The following is a 15380-nucleotide window of genomic DNA, read 5'->3' as shown; positions in this document are numbered from 1 at the left end:
GCTACCTCGCGCGAGGTTGCTGGGCCGCCGTCAGGTAGCAATTGGGAAAGGAGGAGGGAGCGGGGAGGCGAATTGCTCGCTTCCCGCCCTCTGTCAGTGCATCGATCAGATGCGCAGACCCGAGTGGTCGACCGGAACGGCGGGGCCGTTCGAGGTCGTGATCGTGGCCTTGCTGATGTAGCGGCCCTTCGACGAGGACGGCTTCAGACGCAGGATCTCTTCGATCGCAGCATCGAAGTTCGCCTGCAGAGCTTCCTCGGAGAAGGAGACCTTTCCGATGATGAAGTGCAGGTTCGAGTGCTTGTCGACGCGGAATTCGATCTTTCCACCCTTTATGTCGTTGACGGCCTTGGCGACGTCCATGGTCACGGTGCCGGTCTTCGGGTTCGGCATCAGGCCGCGGGGACCCAGCACCTTACCGAGACGACCGACCTTGCCCATCATGTCGGGGGTCGCAACAGCGGCATCGAAGTCGGTGAACCCTCCGGCCACCTTCTCCAGCAGGTCATCGGAACCGACGTAGTCAGCACCTGCTTCACGGGCAGCTTCTGCACGGTCGCCGGCAGCGAACACCAGGACCCGAGCGGTCTTACCGGTACCATGCGGAAGGTTGACGGTGCCGCGCACCATCTGATCCGCCTTGCGGGGGTCAACACCCAGACGGAGAGCGACCTCGACGGTGGCGTCGTACTTCGCCACACTGGTCTCTTTGGCCAGGGCGATTGCCTGAGCCGGTTCGTAGTTCACATCTGCGGCGATCTTCTCAGCCGCGGCCTGGTAGGCCTTGGAACGCTTTGCCATCTGCTTTACTCCTTGCAGTCGTGGTGTGGGCTGCGTGGGCCCTGCCACTGTGTGGGGTGAGGTCTCAGACCTCGATGTCGGTGGTGATGCCCATGGAACGCGCGGTTCCGGCGACGATGCGGTCGGCCTGATCCAGGGTGTTGGCGTTCAGGTCGGGCATCTTCGTGGTGGCGATCTCGCGCACCTGGTCGGCGCTCAGGTGAGCAACCTTGACGGTGTGCGGGGTGGCCGAACCCGACTTCACTCCGGCGGCCTTCTTGATCAGTTCGGCTGCCGGCGGGGTCTTGAGCACGAAGTCGAACGAACGATCTTCGTACACGGTGATCTCGACGGGAACGATGTTTCCGCGCTGGGATTCTGTGGCGGCGTTGTAAGCCTTGCAGAATTCCATGATGTTGACGCCGTGCTGGGCAAGCGCCGGACCGATCGGAGGAGCCGGGTTAGCGGCACCTGCCTGAATCTGGAGCTTGACGAGGCCGGCTACCTTTTTCTTGGGAGGCATGTACGGTCCTTAATCTTGAGGTTTCGATGTGCCAGACATATACAGCACATCGTTCGACGGCGGCCTTCCGATAAGGGCCGCAATCAAACCACACCAGTATTCCATGCGCGCACGCCTGTGGGCAAATGCTCGTGAGGCGCATCACCGGATCGAAATCTCGCCGAGGCGGCCGTCATTCAAGCGCAGGCTCGGATTTCGGCCCGAGGACGGTTCGATAACTGCGCTCAGCCTTGAACGAGGGAATTCCTCCCCGAGGAGGCCGAACCGGGGAACGCCGAAGGGGCCCGGAAACATCCGGACCCCTTCGGTCGAGATCGCGTCGAGGCGATCAACACAGCTATGCGGTGGTCAGAGCTTCGAGACCTGGTCGAAGCCGAGCTCGACGGGAACATCGCGCTCGAAGATCGACAGCAGCACGGTGAGCTTCTGCGACTCCGGACGGATCTCTTGGATCGTAGCGGGGTGACCCTCGAAGGAGCCCTCCTTGACGAGGACGGACTCGCCGACCTCGAACTCCACCTCGGTGATGGGTGCGGACTTCGCTGCGGCCTCGGCGGCAGGGCCTTCGGCAGCGGCGGCTTCGGCCTGGCGCTCTTCGAAGATCGGAGCGAGCATCGAGAAGACCTCGTCGATCGACAGCGGGGTGGGGTCGTAGGCATTGCCGACGAATCCGGTGACACCCGGAGTGTGGCGGACGGCGCCCCACGACTCGTCGGTCAGTTCCATGCGGACGAGCACGTAGCCGGGGATGCGCACGCGGCGGACCTGCTTGCGCTGGCCGTTCTTGATCTCGACGACGTCTTCCATCGGCACCTGCGATTCGAAGATGAACTCTTCGAGGTTGAGGCTCACGGTGCGGTTCTCGAGGTTCTGCTTCACGCGGTTCTCGTAGCCGGCGTAGGAGTGGATGACGTACCAGTCACCCTCCTGCATGCGCAGCTCGGCCTTGAATTCCTCAGCCGGGTCGACCTCATCGCCAGCGGCGCCGTCGGCGGCAGCTTCGTCCTGCTCGCCGTCAGCAACGTCAGCGTCAGCAACGTCTGCAGACTCGACGTCGGAGGTTTCGGCAACGTCTGCGGACTCGACGTCGGAAGTCTCGGCGGCAGTCGCCTCGGCGTCGTTGGCCGCTTCTTCGGTTTCGGGCACCACAGCGGCACCCGACTCCTCGGGGGTGACGTCCTGGGTCTCAGGGGTCTCCTGCTCAGGTGTGTTGGTATCCGACACCGATCAATTCCTCGCTTCGCGTTTAGTGATTCCCGGTTGGGAGTGAAGTTTGAGCTTAGGTTAGGTCACGGCTGAGGCCGCGTCACCACAGGGGCCACAGCGGAGTTCCGCCGAACACCCATCCGACGAGCTTGCCGAACACCAGGTCGAGGCCCGTGACGAGGAGCATCATGAACAGGATGAAGCCCAGCACGACGAGCGTGTAGTTGAGCAGCTGCTTCCGGGTCGGAGTGACGACCTTCTTGAGCTCTGCCACAACTTCGCGGAAGAACTGCAGGATTCGTCCGAAGAATCCGAGCTTCTTAGGACCGGCGGCACCGTCGGGTGCGCTGCCAGTCTTCTTTGCCGGTGTGTCGCTCACACATCCTCACTCGGTCGGTTTCGTTTGGCTTCACAATTGTTCGTGCCTGTCGAGGACGGCGCCTGGCCGATGAGACTTCGGCAGAGTCAACTGCGCAGGGGTGACAGGACTCGAACCTGCAACCTACGGTTTTGGAGACCGTTGCGCTACCAATTGCGCCACACCCCTCTGATCGGACCTGAGAGACCTTGTCGATCCCTGTGGTGTCCGACCACGAGAAACGAGCATACCGTGCCCGACGGCCGTTCGTCGAACCGAGCCTCGAAGCAATGTCTCGAACGTGTCGACGTTCACTCAGCGACCGGGTTCGTCGACCGGCGGCTGGCCCACGAGAGGCCTGGGCTCGGGGAATCGCACCCACGGGTCGATCTGCACCTTTTTGCCCGGTGTGACGGTGATGATCTGCACGTCGATGGGGCGCTTCGTCTCATTGTCGACGCGGATGATGCTCAGCTCCGCATTCATCTTCAGCGGTCCCGGAGTCAGCGCATTCGCCAGGGCTCCCCCGGTCGTCGAGCTGGAGTACCGTGTTCCGGAACCGAAGTTCTCCGGTCCGACCCGTCGGTGCCAGTGTCCGCTCAGAGCGTAGTCGGCGCAGCCCGACCGCAGACTCGGTGCGCCGACAGCCGGATCGTGGATGAGCATGATGTCGAACTCGGCCGCGCAGGCTTCGTCGCGCAACCGCTGGGCATACTGGTCGGCGGTGAGGTCCGTCTCCAGCTGCGGGCCGGACCCGAACACCGTGCGGCGCGGGTCGGCGGCACCGAAGAACCTCACCCCGGCCATCTCCGCAGCGGAGTCCTCGAGCACCTTCCAGCCGCGGGCTTTCGCATGCTGAGTCGTGCCCATCGAATCGTGGTTGCCCTTGACCATCATCCGCGGCAGCTTCTCCGGCAGTTCGTCGTCGAGCACGTCGAGGCAGTAGTTCTCCGCCGTGGTGCCAGTCATGGAGATGTCTCCGCCGTCGATATAGGCATCGGCTCGACTCATTCCCGCGACCGCACCGACGACGCGGGCCATGCCGATGTTGCAGTGGATATCTGAGCCGTAGACGAACGTGGTCACGCCCTTCCGGCCTTCGCCTACACCGCCGTCGCCGCTGCCGGCAGCGGGTGCGCCGACTCCCGCAGGCGGGACGAGTCCCCGATCGGTCCAATTGCCGGAGATCGGACGGTCGTTCCATTGCGTACGCAGGGTCTTGAGAACATCGTCGTAGAAGGCATCGTTGTCGTCAGCGAAGTCCTGCACCGCCCCGAACGCAGTGTCGATGATCCCGCCGAGGCGGCCCGTGACCTGGGATCCGGCCAGGGGTGTGCCCTCGAACGCCGGATCGGCCGAAATCGGCTTCGGACGGTTGAGCACAACGGCACCCAAGCCGGTGAGGACGAGCACGAGCACCAGCCCGATGCCGAGGAGCTCCTTGCCCGCGAAGGCGCGGATGATGGTGTCGACCCGGGTGGGCCCGAGGAAGAGGGCCAGACCGACGAGGCCTCCGGTGATGATGCAGACGGCCAGCGCCCACCGAATGAGGATCTCCTGGGTGAGTCCTTCGACGACCTGGTCGATCTGCGCCCGCGGGGCAGAGAACAGCGAAGCGTAGGAGGCGATGTCGCCGCCGAGGGCGTCGACGGCTCCCCCGCCGGGGTCCTCTACCTTCGCGGGATCGGCCGCGGGTCGCTCGTCGTCGCTGGACTCGCCGGACACGGGGATCTCACCGATGTCGACGTGCACTCCCAGACCGAGGGGGATGACATCCTCGGCGGGGACGAGCAGTTTGCCCAGGGGGCCGAAGTCGACGGTGAGCCGGGAGTCCGCTGTGATCCGGTACTGCGCCTCATGCGGGCCGAAGCTGAGATCGGCCCGCGAGGTGAACAGTGCCCAAGGCAGGGTCACAAGCGCAACCGCCGCCAAAGTGATGACGAGTGCAGTGATTCTCCGACGTGATGACACGGCCACCAGTCTAAGGACGTTTCCCGTCGTCGATGGAGCAGCCGATGAAGGTCGGTTCGGGTTCGAGGGTGATGCCGAAGGCGTCCTCGACGCCGGCGACGACGGTCGAGGCGAGATCGATCACATCGGCCGTGCTCGCGTGTCCTCGGTTCGTCAACGCCAAGGTGTGCTTGGTCGACAGCGACGCTCGTCCCTCACCGACGCTGAAGCCCTTGGAGAATCCGGAGTGCTCGATCAGCCAGGCCGCCGAGGTCTTCGTCTTCCCCTCGATCGTCGCTCCGCTGAGCGGATCCGTCACCGGATAGCGAGGAGCCTCGGCGGGCAGGGTCTCGGCATCGTCGACGATGGGGTTGGTGAAGAACGACCCCGCCGACCATGAGTCATGGTCGGCGGAGTCGAGGACCATGCCCTTCGACCGGCGCAGCGCGATGACGTTCTCACGCACGCGTGCAGCCGGGACACGGGTGCCGATCTCGACGTCGAGGGTCGAGGCGAGCTGGGCGTAGCGCACCGGCAGCGACTCGTCGCTGCGTTGGAGGTCGAAGGTCACCGAGAGCACGACGAACTGCGGGGTTCCGGCCGCGATCTGGGCGCGTTTGAGCGCCGAGGTGCGGTAGCCGAACTCGAGTTCGACGGCGGTGAGATGGCGGATCTGACCGGCCACACGGTCGAAGACCTCAACGGAGGAGATGAGTTCGCCGACCTCCGTGCCGTAGGCGCCGACGTTCTGGATCGGGGTCGCACCGACCGACCCGGGGATCCCGGACAGCGCTTCGAGTCCGGAGAGACCGAGGTCGAGGGTATGGGCGACGAACGCGTCCCAGTCCTCCCCCGCCTCGGCGGTCACCCGGGTGTCGGTCGTCGTGGTCTCGGCGGTCTCCACTCCGGCGGTCCGGACCACGCAGACCGCGCCGTCGAACCCGGCATCGGCGATGAGCAGATTCGATCCGCCGCCGATGAACAGGACGTGCGCCTGCTCCTGACCGCTGAGTTCGAGCGGGTGGGCGGCACAGAAGTCGAGCAGCTCGTCGCGGGTGTTCGCGACAGTGACCTGCGGGGCCGGCCCGCCGAGGCGGAAGGTGGTGAAGCCGGAGAGTTCCTGCGGGTGGGCTTGGCTCACGCCGAGATCCGAACCTGGGTGCGGCTGAGGACGTCGGCCTCACCGGACTTCACGGCGATGTCGATGCGGGCCGTACCGACGGCAGGGTCGACGGCGCCGACCGTGGCGGTGAGCTTCAGCGACGTCGTGGGGGTCGCCGGTGATCCGCTTTCGGCGTCGGGAACGACGACGGGTGCGGAGAAGCGGGTCCGGTAGTCGACGATCGCTCCGGGGTCGCCGAGCCATTCGGCCACCGGGGCGATGACCGCCGCCATCGAGAGCATTCCGTGGGCGATGACATCGTCGAGACGACCTCGCGAGCGAAGCGCTCGTTCCAGTGGATCGGATTGTGATCGCCCGAGGCTGCGGCGTAGTTGACGAGGGAGGCACGCGACAGCGGGATCTCGGATTCCACGACGGTGTCTCCGATGGTCAGTGTGGAGAAGTCGATGGCGCTCATTCTCCGTCTCCTCTCACGACGATGGTCGAGGTCACGGTGACGACGGGCTGCTCCGCGACGTCGGTGATCTCGGTGCGGGTGGTGATCATGGCGTTGCTGCCGGCTGCGCGGACACCGTCCACATGCGTGATGGCGGACAGGGAGTCACCGGCGACGATGGGGCGGGTGAAGGAGAACTGTTCGGAGCCGTGCACGACCTTGGAGAAGTCGATGCCCGAGTCAGGGTCGGAGATATAGGCGGCTTCCGATTTCTGCGCGATGATCACGGCGAAGGTGGTCGGGGCGACGACGTCGCGGTAGCCCAGTGCGGTGGCCGCCTCGGTGTCGAAATGGTAATCGGCCTTCGCTCCTGTGGCGAGCGCGAATTCCGCGATCGCCTCCCTGGCGACCTCATAGGGCTGAGGCAGGGAGAACGTGGCCCCCTGCTTCTCCGTATTCACCGGCATATGCGCTCTCTCTTCCACTGGGGTCAGTATCGACACCAGCCTAAAGCACGGCCCGAAGGCGACGCTCACCGGCGAAGAATTGATCACACGTTCGCATCCGGTTCACACAATTGATGCACCATCGGGCCCATGACTACGAAACTGGTATATGTTGTCCACATCACATTCGGTAAGGAGTAGTGCAATGACGAACGGATCCCCCAGCGCTGACCCGCAGAGCCGCGAGGCACCGACGGCGAGTCCCGGCGCACGAGTCAAAGACGCTGTCGCGGTCCCCTCACCGCGCACGCCCGGCCCCGGCACCCCTGCCGCGGCTGCACCCTCGGCAGCCACCGGCTCCGGTTCGGCTCCGGCGTCTGCCGATGCCGGCCCACCGCAGATCGAGGTGGCCGTGGCCACCGACGCCGCCTATGCCGGCAAGGAAGCCGACAGAGTCCAGCTGCGCCGCCCCCTGCGCAACGTCTCCGAGGTCCGGCACTTCTTCCGCACGAATCAGACCCCGATCTACTTCGTCGGCGCCACCCCGTTCAACCTGTTGGGTCTCGACCGGTGGGTGCGCAATTTCTCGTACATCACCTATTACGACGGCTGGGACGGCGGGCATCCCCGCGTCTTCTCTCCACGCTACAAGCCCTACGTCGAGTTCGAATCGGGTGAGGCGATCAACAACTGGCTGCTCCTCAACGCCGAGGTGCGGGCGCATATGACGCGCAATGTCCCCCATGGTGAGCGGGTCAAGGTGGCCATGGTCTTCTTCGACGAGGAGACGGAGCGGATCTGCCGGGAGCTCGGCTACGACCTCATCCTGCCCTCGGCTGCGCTGCGCAATCAGCTCGACTCGAAGATCGAGACAACGAAGCTCGGCAATGAGGCTGGTGCGTTCTCGGTGCCGAATGTGCTCACCACCGCTGACACCTATGAAGAGCTCAATGATCGCGCCACCGAGGCGGGACTGGGCACGGATCTCGTCGTGCAGACTCCCTATGGTGATTCGGGGAAGACGACGTTCTTCATCTCCGATTCCTCCGGCTGGGAGACGCACAAGGACGACATCATCGGCGAGCAGCTGAAGGTGATGAAGCGGATCAACAACACCCCGGTCGCCGTCGAGGCAGTGATCACGTCCAGCGGAGTCGTCGTCGGTCCGTATCTCACGGAGCTGGCCGGCTTCGCCGAGCTCACCCCGTACAAGGGCGGTTGGTGCGGCAACGAGATGAAGCCCGATGTGCTCAATGCCGAGCAGCGGGCGCAGACCCGTGAGCTCGTGCGCAAGATGGGCGAAGGTCTGCGCAAACGCGGCTATCGGGGGTTCTTCGAAGTCGACGTCCTCGTCGATCTCGACACCGACGACTGCTACCTCGGTGAGCTCAATCCGCGCATCTCCGGGGCCTCGGCGATCACGAACGTCACCGCAGGTGCGTATGCCGATGTGCCGCTGTTCCTGTTCCATCTGCTCGAATACCTCGACGTCGAATTCGACCTCCACGTCCAGGAGATCAACGAGCGGTGGGAGGAGCTCTCCGGCGCCGACGAGTGGAGCCAGATGATCATCAAGGAGACGGCTCCGATCACCGAGTACATCACGCATTCGCCGCTGACCGGTCAGTACTATCTCGATCAGTACGGAACACTGACGTACAAACGTGCAGCCCTGGACTGGCACCCTCTGCAGAACGGCAGCGAGGTGTTCTTCCTGCGCATCTTCGGTGCCGGGGACTACCGGTGGAAGGGTGCGGACCTCGGAGTTCTGGTGACGAAGAATCCGCTGCAGACGAACGTCGGCGGATCCGATGCGCTGAGCATCCGCGCCAAGCACTTCATCGACTCGATTCGGGCGATGTATGCCGGGGTTCCGGTCGTCCCTGACGATCCGGCACCGGCCTTGGGCGGACCCGGAGCCAAGGGCGACTGAGCCCACACATCCACGGTGGGCGGAGCCGCCTCGGTGATAACCTCAACACGACCGAGGCGGTGACCACCCGCCGTCTGCGGACCCGATCCGCGGACAGACCGATGCGAGAATCAGAGGTGAAGTGTGATCGAACCGTCACCGGAGCAGACCGCGGCAACTCCCCCAGCCGACCAGATCCTGACCCCGTCGGCACCCGCTGATCCGGCGGCCGGGATCGACCGGGACAACTGGCAGGACCCGGACAATGTGCGCTGGTCATTCCAGAACGTCGCACGAGTTCTGCCGACGACGCCGATCTCGCGTGGCACCGGATCCGTGGCCGAGCTGTCCGTCGACCTTCAGGACCTCGGCGAGGTCGAGGTGCCGGCCACGGAGTATTCGGAAGCCCGCAGCGTCCGCAGCGTCATCGGATCCACGGACACGGATGCGTGGATGTTCATGCACAACGGGACCGTGCTCACCGAGGAGTACTTCGGGGAGATGACCCCGGCGACCGAACATCTGCTCATGTCCGTGTCGAAATCGCTTGTCGGCACCGTCGCCGGTGCCCTCGCCGGTTCCGGCGACCTCGATCCGAACCGTCTCATCACCGACTATGTTCCCGAGCTCGCCGATTCCGGCTACGCCGGGGCGACCGTGCGACACATCCTCGATATGCGTTCGGGCATCCGCTTCTCCGAGGACTACCTCGACCCGAAGTCCGAGGTCAGGCAGATCGAGGAGTCGATCGGGTGGTCCGAGGCGAAGCGGGAGAACCCGGGCATCGGCATGTACGAGTTCCTTGCCACGCTCGAAGCGAAGTCCGAGCACGGCGGAGTCTTCGAGTACCGGTCGTGTGAGACCGATGTGCTCGGATGGGTGTGCGAGAAGATCGCCGGCGAGCGCATGCAGTCGCTCATGTCACGGGTGCTGTGGTCGCGGATCGGTGCCGAACAGGACGCGATCATCGCCACCGACCAGTACGGGGTCGGGATGTTCGACGGCGGCATCAACACGACCCTGCGGGATCTCGCCCGATTCGGCTATGTCTACATCAACCGCGGTCAGTCGCTGACCGGGCAGCAGGTGGCGCCGACGACGTGGATCGGCGATACGCTCACTACCTCCGAGGATGTGCGTCAGGCGTTCGCCGATGGCCCTGGAGACAATCGGATGCCGGGCGGGGCTTATCACAACCAGTTCTGGTTCCCGTTCCCCGATTCCCATGCGTTCTTGGCTCTCGGCATCCATGGGCAGATGATCTACATGAACCCGGGGGCCGACGTCCTCGGCGTCAAGCTCTCGAGCTGGGGTCTGCCACAGGACGCAGGCAAGCTGTTCCCGACGATCCGCGCGTTCGAAGCTCTCGCGAAGGCCGTCAACTCTCCCGCCGCGGAGTAGGCGGAGCCCGCACCGGCCGCTTGCGACCTGCACCGCCGCCGTGTCCTGCACCGTCGCAGTCACTTCGTACCGGTGGCGTTTGTTCCTACAGGTACGCGAACATCCCGGCTCGTTCCTCGCACATCCTCCCGTTGCAGCAGGTGGATGTGCGAGGAACAGTGAGTGATGCTCACTTCACTGCCTGAATCGTGGTCATGCCCCGGCCCGGATGTGGCCGAATCGTCACAGGTGTCGCCGGATCTGCACACCGGACCGGCGTCTGCGGCGATGTGCCGTGGCAGAATCGTGATGTATCGACAACGCTTGTGATCGCCTGAGCGCGAAGGAGAAACACGATGACCCCGATTCGCCGGTCCACCTGGATGCCCCGACTGCTGACGGCCGCCGCTGGAACCGCTCTCGCCCTGTCCCTGACTGCCTGCGGAGGCTCCGGTGAGGACAAGCCCGCCGAGGGTGAGAAGTCCGAAGCGGCACAGACGGAGAAGGGAGGCTTCGGCGGAGGCGCCGTCGAATCGGAAGCGGCTGAAGCCCCGGAATCCGAACCCGCCGAGGCGGAGCCCACCGACACGAAGTCGACCGACCCGTACGCGGACTCTGCGAAGACGACGAGCTGGGCCAGCGATGAGGGTATGAAGATCGATAAGAAGGGCAATGGAACCGTGCCGGCTTCGTCGATCGAGGCCGACCTCGTCGACTTGTTCGAGAACAAGCTCGATTTCACAGTCAACAAAGCCGAGTGCGCAACGGATATGGATCTCACCGAGTGGTACGGCTTCGAAACGTGCAATGTCACCGTCAAGGACAAAGAGGCTTTGAAGGGTGAGAAGACGTACTACGGAACGGTGAAGATCGTCGATCACAAGGACAAGATGGTCAAGTACGAACTCAAGTTCCCCGGAATCGACAAGGAAGACTTCGACTTCAAGGACTGATCACCGAGGCGGCCCCGCCCCGGGTCATCGATCGGTTTCCGAGCCTGGGACTGCACACTCACCGTCGCCCGTACGACCTTCGTCCGTGCGGGAGACGAACCGTCTCCGCGGATGTCCGGACGAACCGGTGATGACGAAGCTGCCGGCCGCCTCGGCGGGTGATCGGCTCTCCCCGTCCACGGCACGGTCGGAACGCTCGGCCGCACCCGGGTCAGCAGTCTCCGAGCTCCGGGCGCTGCCCTGTTCGTCCAGGGCTTCGCAGATGATCCGCCGCGGATCGTACTGTCGCGGATCAAGCGTTCTCCAGTCCGCGGTGCCCATCGATTCGGCGGCCCGAGTCCGCGCCGTGTCGACCTGGGTACGGAGCAGGCGGGCGAACTCGCCGAGTCTCTGCGCGTAGTGGGGCAGCCGCTGTGGGCCGGTGATGAGCGCGGCGAAGATACCGACGATGATCAGTTTCTCGAAACTCAGGCCGAACATGTCCGAGACCTTTCCGTTGGCGTGATCGGCGCTCGACCGAACTGTTCCTCCGCCGCGTGCGGATCACCGACCGCCCGGTCGTACCCTCGAGTCCGGTCGTGGATGCAGGCGATGACGAGTGCAGCGAGGAAGAGCAGCGTCATCGGGGCCGCGACGAAGAACATGGAGAGCACGTCGGAGGCCGGGGTGACCAGTGCGGCGAAGACCACGATGGCCACGATGGATATTCGCCAGGCCTTCGCGATCGATCGTGCAGAGAGCAGGCCGATGGCGTTGAGGACGACGAGGAAGACCGGGAGGACGAAGGCGACTCCGGTGGCGATGACGATCGTGAACACGAAGTCGAAATAGTCGGACGCCTGCAGGATGGTGCTGTCCTCACTCGCGGCGAACGCAGTGAGCACTTCGACCATCCGGGGGAAGATGTAAAGACCGGAGAGACAGCCGGCGACGAACAGGGGCACTGCGGCACCGAGGAAGCCGAACGTCACCTTCTTCTCCTTCGCCGTGAGTCCCGGGGTGAGGAATCCGAAGATCTCACCCAGCCACACCGGGCTGGAGAGGACGATCCCGGAGTACACGGCGATGCGCAGCTGAAGGTCGAAGGCGCCGGTGACGCTGTCGTAGTTGAGTGAAGAGCTGCGAGATTCGGCGAGCTCGGTGATCGGGGCCCGGAGGATGTCCATGACGAAATCGGAGGTGAGATAGCCGATGACCGTGCCGATGAGCAGCGCCACCGCCGCGCGCACCGCTCGTGTGCGCGCTTCCCGCAGGTGCGCAGACAGCGGCATCTTCTCCGCGGCGGTGCTCATGAGTGAGGTTCCGTCTCATCTCCCGACCGCGAGTCGATGATTCGTCCTTGAGGATGCGCACAGACTGCCCGAGGCTCTTGGCCAGAGCCGGCAGCTTGGCCGCTCCGAAGACGAGGATGATGATTGCGAGGATGACGAGGGCGTGCCAGCCCGTGAGATTGTGCAGCATGGTCACTGTCCTTCCTGTCCGGAACCGCCCTCAGGACCGGCGCCGCCCTCCGGGGGTTCGCCGCCTTCCGGAGGTTCTCCACCTTCGCCGCCGCCCCCGCCTGCCGGGGCTGCGCTGCCGGTCGGTTCGGTGTCGGTGTCGACGGGGACGTCGAGTGTGGCGGTGTATCCGGAGTCGGTGTCTCCGCTGATGGTCGCGAGCTGATGTTCACCACCGTCATCGCCGAAGACGTTGTCGTCATCGAGGCTGACGTTCGCGAGGTTCTTCGCCGACCCGTCGTAGGCGTCGAGCTTGAACACGGCGTTGCAAGCATCCTCTGGCAGGGCCATCTGCGAGGTGGCGATCGCGTTCTCGGCATCGGTGATGGAGTCAACGTCGGGGTAGACCTCGAAGTGGATGTGCGTCCACCGTCCGGAGTAGCAGCCGGGGAAGACCGATTTGAAGGTGACCTCACCGTCGGCGTCGACGACCTGGACGCCGCGCAGCCAGGTCGCATCCTCGACACCTTCGGAGTACATCGAATAGCGGCCCTGAGCGTCGCAGTGCCAGGCGTAGACGGCCGCACCCTCGAACGGCGCGTTGTCATTGGCCATATCGGTGACGTTGAGGGTGAAGGTCAGCGGCACGCCCTCGACGGTGTCGGATCCGTCGATGTTCGAGCGGATGTCGGAGCGCACGATTCCAGATTCCTCGAGGATGTCGGGGCCATTGGAGCCGTCGGCCGGATAAGGTCCTGCGGTCTCGTCGGGGATCTCCGTGACGGATCCGCTGCTGCTCGATCCCGAGCTCGTCGATCCGGACGCTCCGGAGCTGCAGGCGGCGAGGACCACGGTGCCGACGCCGGCTCCGACGAGTCCTAAGACTCCGCGGCGACTGAAGAGCGTGCGGATGTCGAACGAGGCACCTTGGTCGACTACCTCTTCGTCCGGGCGGTCGAGGAGTCTGCCTTCGTAGGCGGGTCCGTTGGGTGTCTGGTCCGGTTCTGGTACGCGAGCCATGAGCTGTCCTTCCTTCGATGATGAGATGACACCATCGTGGATATCGGCTCTGGCGTGGGACTGTGGCGTTCCTGGGCCGCGGCTGTAGATGTTCAGTCGGTTTGTGTTCCGTCCCACCAGTCGAGGACTCGCTGGGCTTGCAGGGTCACCCATTTCGAGGGTTCGCCGACCGGAGCGTCGACATGGAACCAGACGTCACCGTCGAGGCGATGGTCCTGATTCCAGGTGCCGTCAGCGGATCGTCGTGTGCGGATCGGCTCCACCGCCTCTTCCATTCGCCGTCGGCCAGCTGGTGGTCGAGGAACCAGTCGACGAGTCCGTCGACGTCCGCGCCCAGCCACAGCCCGTTCGCTCTGGTCCTTGAGCGCCCAAGTGGCAGCCGTCCATGGCTGTGATCCGGCATCATCGAAGGCGAAGTCCGCGAGACCGAACGCTCCGCCGGCCCATTGTTCATCCGGATCCTGCGGGGAGAGCAGCTCGGACCCGAACTCCTCGGGGCGATGGACGCTTCGAGCCTAGACCTCCCGGCCTCCGAAATCCACGGATGTTTCCCAGAGGTATTGCAATGAGGCTTCACGCGGATATCCGGTTCTCGGTGATCCGCTGCCCGTGAAGAGTCGAGGCCGGGGCTCGGTCTTCAGTCCTGCAGCGACCGCTTCCACGCGAGCGTGGCCAGTGCAGCAGCTTGATCCGGCAGGTAGGCATCGTCGAAGAGCACCTCCGGCGAATGGTTCGTCGCAGCGGTCTCCGGGTCGGTCCCCTCCGGGGTGACGAAGAAGAACAGGAAAGCTCCGGGCACCTGCTCGAGCACGTAGGAGAAGTCTTCGGACCCCATCACCGGGTCCTGAGCCTCTACGAATCGCTGGGGGCCGAACGCATCGGTGAGCGTGTCTGCGACGAACTGTGCTTCGGCGGCGTCGTTGACGGTAACCGGATACTGTTCGTTCCAGACGACTTCGGCCCGGCATCCATGCGCGGCCGCGATCGATTCGGCGAGCCTGGTGGCCAGTTCCGGGAACTTATTCGTCGACTCGGCAGAGAGTGTGCGCACCGAGGCGCCGAGGCTCGCGGTCTCCGGGATGATATTAACTGCGGTGCCGGCGGTGAGCTGGGTGATCTCGGCGACGATGGGGTCGAAGACACTGAAGGATCCCGTGATCATCGAGTAGAGGGACTGTCCGAACTCGAGGATGGGACGGACTGGGTCGGCGGCGTCCTGTGGTCGTGAGCTGTGTCCGCCTCTGCCGTGCATCGTCACGTGGAGGGTGTTCGCACCGGCCATGATCGTGCCGGGTCGGGAGACGAAGGTTCCCGGCACTCCGGGAGCGACATGGATCGCATAGGCGGCATCGGGTGTCTGACCGATGGTCTCGAACATTCCCTCGTCGAGCATGATCTTCGCTCCGCCCATGCCTTCTTCTCCCGGCTGGAACATGAAGGCCACGGTCCCGCGCAGCTCGGCCTGGTGGGCAGCGAGCAGCTTTGCTGCGCCGACGAGTCCGGAGACATGGAGGTCGTGCCCACAGGCATGCATGAAACCGTTGTCCGAGGCGAAGTCGAGTCCGGTGGTCTCGGCGACAGGCAGGGCGTCCATGTCCCCGCGCAGCAGGATCGTGGGGCCGGGCTGTCCGCCGCGCAGCACCGCGACGATCGAGCTGAGGTCTTTGCCCAGGGTGATCTCGAGCGGAAGCCCTTCGAGGGCCGCAAGGATCCGCTTCTGTGTGTATGGCAGCTCGAGGCCGATTTCGGGGTTGCGGTGGAGATCGCGACGCAGTTCGCGCAGTTCCGCGCTCAGACCTGAGGATTCGGCGGTGAAGTCGATCGTCATAATTGTGTCTTTCTGTTCTTGGGGTT

At 64.5% G+C, this 15380-nt stretch carries 15 protein-coding genes, 1 tRNA gene and 2 pseudogenes; 3 read left to right on the top strand and 15 right to left on the bottom strand.

All coding sequences use genetic code 11. The features are described 5' to 3' along the window. Positions 1-105 precede the first annotated feature (105 nt). The 9 genes and pseudogenes from rplA to AC2W7L_RS16295 form a co-directional block, all read right to left on the bottom strand. Entirely contained in the window at positions 106-801 is a 696-nt protein-coding gene (gene rplA, locus AC2W7L_RS16335) for a 50S ribosomal protein L1 (protein ID WP_486005285.1), read from the bottom strand. A 64-nt stretch (positions 802-865) separates the two neighbouring features. Then, positions 866-1303, bottom strand: a complete 438-nt coding sequence (gene rplK, locus AC2W7L_RS16330) for a 50S ribosomal protein L11 (RefSeq protein ID WP_025776636.1) — start codon at positions 1301-1303, stop codon at positions 866-868. Positions 1304-1651: 348 nt separating this feature from the next. Continuing rightward, positions 1652-2527 carry a transcription termination/antitermination protein NusG gene (gene nusG, locus AC2W7L_RS16325; protein WP_486005284.1) on the bottom strand — a complete coding sequence of 292 codons (876 nt, stop codon included), beginning with the start codon at positions 2525-2527 and terminating at the stop codon, positions 1652-1654. 82 nt (positions 2528-2609) lie between these two features. Next, the gene (gene secE / locus AC2W7L_RS16320; RefSeq protein WP_167194607.1) at positions 2610-2888 is read right to left on the bottom strand and encodes a preprotein translocase subunit SecE; all 279 of its coding nucleotides are present in this window, start codon (positions 2886-2888) and stop codon (positions 2610-2612) included. A 95-nt stretch (positions 2889-2983) separates the two neighbouring features. After that, positions 2984-3056, bottom strand: a tRNA-Trp gene (locus tag AC2W7L_RS16315). Positions 3057-3182: 126 nt separating this feature from the next. Beyond that, positions 3183-4838 (bottom strand): metallophosphoesterase family protein, encoded by a 1656-nt coding sequence (locus tag AC2W7L_RS16310; RefSeq protein WP_486005283.1) that lies wholly within the window; start codon positions 4836-4838, stop codon positions 3183-3185. A gap of 10 nt (positions 4839-4848) precedes the next feature. Then, the gene (locus AC2W7L_RS16305) at positions 4849-5958 is read right to left on the bottom strand and encodes a UDP-N-acetylmuramate dehydrogenase (RefSeq protein ID WP_486005282.1); all 1110 of its coding nucleotides are present in this window, start codon (positions 5956-5958) and stop codon (positions 4849-4851) included. After that, a pseudogene (locus AC2W7L_RS16300) lies at positions 5955-6397 on the bottom strand (MaoC/PaaZ C-terminal domain-containing protein). The gene AC2W7L_RS16305 and the pseudogene AC2W7L_RS16300 overlap by 4 nt, the downstream one beginning before the upstream one ends. Continuing rightward, on the bottom strand, positions 6394-6843 hold the full coding sequence (locus AC2W7L_RS16295; protein WP_486005286.1) for an FAS1-like dehydratase domain-containing protein: 450 nt from the start codon (positions 6841-6843) through the stop codon (positions 6394-6396). The pseudogene AC2W7L_RS16300 and the gene AC2W7L_RS16295 overlap by 4 nt, the downstream one beginning before the upstream one ends. Before the next feature lie 184 nt (positions 6844-7027). Here AC2W7L_RS16295 and AC2W7L_RS16290 point away from each other — a divergent pair, with 184 nt between their 5' ends. The 3 genes from AC2W7L_RS16290 to AC2W7L_RS16280 all read left to right on the top strand — a co-directional run bounded on the left by AC2W7L_RS16290 (position 7028) and on the right by AC2W7L_RS16280 (position 11067). Continuing rightward, positions 7028-8755 carry a biotin carboxylase gene (locus tag AC2W7L_RS16290; protein WP_486005281.1) on the top strand — a complete coding sequence of 576 codons (1728 nt, stop codon included), beginning with the start codon at positions 7028-7030 and terminating at the stop codon, positions 8753-8755. Between the two features lie 123 nt (positions 8756-8878). Then, entirely contained in the window at positions 8879-10135 is a 1257-nt protein-coding gene (locus AC2W7L_RS16285) for a serine hydrolase domain-containing protein (protein WP_486005280.1), read from the top strand. Positions 10136-10470: 335 nt separating this feature from the next. Further along, positions 10471-11067, top strand: coding sequence for a hypothetical protein (locus AC2W7L_RS16280; protein WP_486005279.1), 597 nt, complete (start codon positions 10471-10473; stop codon positions 11065-11067). Between the two features lie 24 nt (positions 11068-11091). Here AC2W7L_RS16280 and AC2W7L_RS16275 read toward each other — a convergent pair whose 3' ends face one another. The 6 genes and pseudogenes from AC2W7L_RS16275 to AC2W7L_RS16250 all read right to left on the bottom strand — a co-directional run bounded on the left by AC2W7L_RS16275 (position 11092) and on the right by AC2W7L_RS16250 (position 15354). After that, the gene (locus AC2W7L_RS16275; protein ID WP_486005278.1) at positions 11092-11547 is read right to left on the bottom strand and encodes a Sec-independent protein translocase subunit TatA/TatB; all 456 of its coding nucleotides are present in this window, start codon (positions 11545-11547) and stop codon (positions 11092-11094) included. Continuing rightward, positions 11535-12359, bottom strand: coding sequence for a twin-arginine translocase subunit TatC (gene tatC / locus AC2W7L_RS16270; RefSeq protein ID WP_486005277.1), 825 nt, complete (start codon positions 12357-12359; stop codon positions 11535-11537). The genes AC2W7L_RS16275 and tatC overlap by 13 nt, the downstream gene beginning before the upstream one ends. 40 nt (positions 12360-12399) lie before the next feature. Next, positions 12400-12528, bottom strand: a pseudogene (locus tag AC2W7L_RS16265) (twin-arginine translocase TatA/TatE family subunit); the annotation flags it as partial. A 2-nt stretch (positions 12529-12530) separates the two neighbouring features. After that, positions 12531-13526 (bottom strand): intradiol ring-cleavage dioxygenase, encoded by a 996-nt coding sequence (locus AC2W7L_RS16260; protein ID WP_486005276.1) that lies wholly within the window; start codon positions 13524-13526, stop codon positions 12531-12533. Between the two features lie 92 nt (positions 13527-13618). Further along, on the bottom strand, positions 13619-13789 hold the full coding sequence (locus tag AC2W7L_RS16255) for a hypothetical protein (RefSeq protein ID WP_486005275.1): 171 nt from the start codon (positions 13787-13789) through the stop codon (positions 13619-13621). A gap of 374 nt (positions 13790-14163) precedes the next feature. Continuing rightward, positions 14164-15354, bottom strand: coding sequence for a M20 metallopeptidase family protein (locus AC2W7L_RS16250; protein WP_486005274.1), 1191 nt, complete (start codon positions 15352-15354; stop codon positions 14164-14166). Positions 15355-15380 lie beyond the last annotated feature (26 nt).

The sequence above is a fragment of the Brevibacterium sp. LAARM3_SD1 genome (assembly GCF_057364765.1).
The sequence above is the reverse complement of the archived record's forward strand: the minus strand, read 5'-3'. Positions and strand labels throughout refer to the sequence as shown.

What these genes read in the sequence shown, in the direction of transcription:
- rplA (WP_486005285.1), bottom strand. Translation starts at nt 801, where the DNA reads ATGGCAAAGCGTTCCAAGGCCTACCAGGCCGCGGCTGAGAAGATCGCC.
- rplK (WP_025776636.1), bottom strand. Translation starts at nt 1,303, where the DNA reads ATGCCTCCCAAGAAAAAGGTAGCCGGCCTCGTCAAGCTCCAGATTCAG.
- AC2W7L_RS16295 (WP_486005286.1), bottom strand. Translation starts at nt 6,843, where the DNA reads ATGCCGGTGAATACGGAGAAGCAGGGGGCCACGTTCTCCCTGCCTCAG.
- AC2W7L_RS16290 (WP_486005281.1), top strand. Translation starts at nt 7,028, where the DNA reads ATGACGAACGGATCCCCCAGCGCTGACCCGCAGAGCCGCGAGGCACCG.
- AC2W7L_RS16280 (WP_486005279.1), top strand. Translation starts at nt 10,471, where the DNA reads ATGACCCCGATTCGCCGGTCCACCTGGATGCCCCGACTGCTGACGGCC.
- AC2W7L_RS16275 (WP_486005278.1), bottom strand. Translation starts at nt 11,547, where the DNA reads ATGTTCGGCCTGAGTTTCGAGAAACTGATCATCGTCGGTATCTTCGCC.
- tatC (WP_486005277.1), bottom strand. Translation starts at nt 12,359, where the DNA reads ATGAGCACCGCCGCGGAGAAGATGCCGCTGTCTGCGCACCTGCGGGAA.
- AC2W7L_RS16260 (WP_486005276.1), bottom strand. Translation starts at nt 13,526, where the DNA reads ATGGCTCGCGTACCAGAACCGGACCAGACACCCAACGGACCCGCCTAC.
- AC2W7L_RS16250 (WP_486005274.1), bottom strand. Translation starts at nt 15,354, where the DNA reads ATGACGATCGACTTCACCGCCGAATCCTCAGGTCTGAGCGCGGAACTG.